Raw genomic sequence first — 3,401 nt, 5'->3', positions numbered from 1 at the left:
CCATAATAAGTTTATCCGTGTAAATTGTGCGGCTATTGCAGAATCTCTGTTGGAAAGCGAATTGTTTGGCTACGAAGATGGAGCTTTTTCAGGTGCAAAGCGGGGCGGAAAGAAAGGACTATTCGAAGAAGCTAATTATGGAAGTATCTTCTTAGATGAAATCGGAGAATTAACTTTACCGATGCAAGCGAAACTCCTTAGGGTTCTTCAGGAGAACGAAATCATGAGAGTAGGAGGTACGAAACCCGTACATGTTGATGTTCGTGTCATAGCAGCTACCAATGTAAATTTGGAAAAAGCAATCATGAATAAGACTTTCAGGGAAGACCTCTATTACAGGTTAAACCGTTTGCCGATTTATATTCCGCCACTAAGAGAACGGAAAAAAGACTTATCTCAACTGACTCAGCACCTGATCCAGAAGCTGAACGAAGATTATGGAAGACACGTAACATCAATTGAACAGAAGGCTTTCAGACGCTTAGAAGAATACGATTGGCCGGGAAATGTCCGAGAATTGGAAAACATTATAGGAAGAGCGATGATTTATATGGAAAACCTGTCGGAAGAAATACGGTTGGAACATATTCCTCATTTGGCAAAAGAGTCACCAAGTTCCGTAGGGCATACTGAAAATGAAAATACTTGGCTTGGAGAAACACTCCAACAAGCTGTCGATGAGTATGAGAAGAAGCTGCTGGCGGATGCATTTCGTGCACATGACTTCAATAAAACCCAAACAGCTAAGGCGCTGGGGATATCCATCCGGAACTTATATTACAAATTAGATAAGTACAATTTAGATAAAAATAGCATGCAAAGATTTTCGTAATGCAGAAAATTGCAGGGTTTTGAAAGACTCAAATATGGGTCCGTTGCCGAATGTAAGGATGGCATGAATTTTGCATTTGTATAGAGAAGAAGAGGTGACATCATGAAATCATTAGAGGAAATGCTGGAACAAGTGGACCGCACTCAGCCGAAGACAGTTGCTGTTGCCCAAGCAGCAGATGCAGAAGTGTTGAGAGCAGTTAAAAAGGCATATGACCTTGGAATAGCTCGCTTTTTATTAGTTGGTGATGAAATAGAAATTAAAAGAGTATCCCAAGAGGTTGAGTTAAACCTTGATCAACAAGGTTTGATCGTCATGAACTGCCCTACGGAGGAAGCAGCGACAATAGCCGTTAAGGCTGTCCATAATAAAGAGGCACATGTGGTTATGAAGGGAAACATTGATACAAAGTCTCTCTTAAAAGCCGTCTTAGATAAACAGTATGGTTTAAGGTCGAAAGGCGTCTTATCGCATGTAGCACTCTTTGAAGTGCCGGGAAGGGACAAACTCATTTTTCTTACAGATGCTGCGATGAATATCGCACCGAATCTGGAAGAGAAGGTTCAAATTATTAATAATGCAGTTGCGGTGGCAAAACAGTCGGGTTTGGCAAAACCGAGAGTAGCCCCTCTGGCAGCTGTCGAAGTCGTTAATCCAGCCATGACAGCAACCCAGGATGCTGCCATTCTGACCCAGATGAATCAAAGAGGACAAATTAAGCATTGCCTTGTTGATGGTCCGCTTGCATTTGATAATGCGGTTGATTTGGAAGCGGCAAGACAGAAAGGTATCCAATCTGAAGTCGCTGGTCAAGCAGATATTCTTATGGCACCAACAATAGAAGTAGCTAATGCACTATACAAATCTTTTATGTATTTTGCAAATGCCAAAGTAGCCGCTGTCATTAGTGGAGCTAAAGCACCTATAGTGCTGACGTCCCGAGCAGACACGGCAGAAAGTAAAGTCTACTCTTTGGCCCTTGCCTTACAATCCAGCAAATAACAGGAGGAATTACAAATGGAAATTTTCGACTATATGAAAGAATATGATTACGAGCAATTGGTATTTTGTCAGGATGAGCAATCTGGTTTGAAAGCAATTATTGCGATTCATGATACAACACTTGGCCCTGCACTTGGTGGAACACGTATGTGGACGTATGGTTCAGAAGAAGATGCGATTGAAGACGCGCTTCGACTAGCAAAAGGAATGACTTATAAAAATGCTGCCGCAGGATTAAATCTTGGCGGAGGTAAAACAGTCATTATCGGTGATCCTAAGCAAGATAAAAATGAAGAGATGTTCCGTGCATTCGGTCGCTTTATTCAAGGATTGAACGGACGATACATTACAGCTGAAGATGTGGGTACAACAGTACAAGATATGGATCTCATTCACGAAGAAACCGATTATGTAACTGGTATTTCTCCAGCATTCGGATCCTCTGGTAACCCTTCACCTGTCACTGCATATGGCGTTTATCGCGGAATGAAAGCAGCTGCGAAAGAAGGCTTTGGCTCTGATTCTCTTGAAGGAAAAACAGTAGCCGTTCAAGGAGTTGGGAACGTTGCTTTCAATCTTTGCCGACACTTGCACGAAGAAGGAGCAAACTTAATCGTCACAGATATCAATAAAGAAGCGGTACAGCGTGCGGTGGACGAGTTCGGAGCTAAAGCGGTTGAACCGGATGACATTTATAGTGTCGACTGCGACATCTACGCTCCATGTGCTCTAGGAGCTACGATTAATGATGAAACTATTCCTCAATTGAAAGCCAAAGTCATTGCAGGAGCAGCGAATAACCAATTGAAAAATACCTCTCATGGCGATATTCTGCATGAAAAAGGTATCGTATATACTCCAGACTATGTCATTAACGCAGGTGGGGTCATCAATGTAGCAGATGAACTTCACGGATATAACAAAGATCGAGCTATGAAACGAGTTGAAACCATCTACGATAATGTCACGCGTGTTTTCGAGATTTCCCGCCGTGATAATATTCCGACTTACGCAGCAGCAGACCGTATGGCCGAAGAGCGGATCGAACGGCTGCGTCGCTCCCGTAGCCAGTTCTTACAGAATGGTCATCATATTTTAAGTAGAAAATAATCAAGTATCGGAGGTCAAAGGCTGTGCAAAAACATCGAATCCTAGTGATCAATCCAGGATCCACTTCAACCAAGATTGGCGTCTTTGACGATGAAGAAGTAGTTTTTGAGAAGACAATTAGGCATAAGCCCGATGAGGTCAATCAATACAAACGGATCATTGATCAATATGAATTCAGGAAAAATGTGATTCTTGATGAGCTGGACAACGCAGGCATCAACATAAGTAAACTTAGTGCCGTATGCGGACGAGGCGGTTTGCTTCGTCCAATTGAAGGCGGGACATATGAAGTGAACGATGCAATGCTCGAGGATCTAAAAAACGGATATAATGGCGAACATGCCTCAAACTTAGGCGGAATCATCGCAAATGAAATTGCAAAAGGTCTAAACATAGGGGCTTACATCGTCGACCCGGTCGTCGTCGATGAGCTCCATGATGTAGCCCGCGTTTCAGG

Annotated in this window: 3 protein-coding genes and 1 pseudogene; all 4 read left to right on the top strand. The window is 42.8% G+C overall.

Annotated elements, in window-relative coordinates:
- A partial coding sequence (locus LD39_RS16445) for a sigma-54-dependent Fis family transcriptional regulator (RefSeq protein ID WP_035549938.1) occupies positions 1–832 on the top strand: 832 nt, incomplete at its 5' end.
- Between the two features lie 102 nt (positions 833–934).
- Positions 935–1,834 carry a phosphate butyryltransferase gene (yqiS, locus tag LD39_RS16440; RefSeq protein WP_035549933.1) on the top strand — a complete coding sequence of 300 codons (900 nt, stop codon included), beginning with the start codon at positions 935–937 and terminating at the stop codon, positions 1,832–1,834.
- Between the two features lie 15 nt (positions 1,835–1,849).
- Entirely contained in the window at positions 1,850–2,944 is a 1,095-nt protein-coding gene (gene bcd / locus LD39_RS16435) for a branched-chain amino acid dehydrogenase (RefSeq protein ID WP_035549932.1), read from the top strand.
- Between the two features lie 23 nt (positions 2,945–2,967).
- Positions 2,968–3,401 (top strand): annotated as a pseudogene (locus LD39_RS16430) (butyrate kinase); the annotation flags it as partial.

Origin of the sequence: Halobacillus sp. BBL2006 (assembly GCF_000786645.1) — a bacterium.
Taxonomy (GTDB): domain Bacteria; phylum Bacillota; class Bacilli; order Bacillales; family Halobacillaceae; genus Halobacillus.
Note: the sequence above shows the minus strand (reverse complement) of the source record. Positions and strands in the feature narration are given on the sequence as shown.

Coding starts and splice junctions, on each gene's coding strand:
- yqiS (WP_035549933.1), top strand. CDS start 935: ATGAAATCATTAGAGGAAATGCTGGAACAAGTGGACCGCACTCAGCCG.
- bcd (WP_035549932.1), top strand. CDS start 1,850: ATGGAAATTTTCGACTATATGAAAGAATATGATTACGAGCAATTGGTA.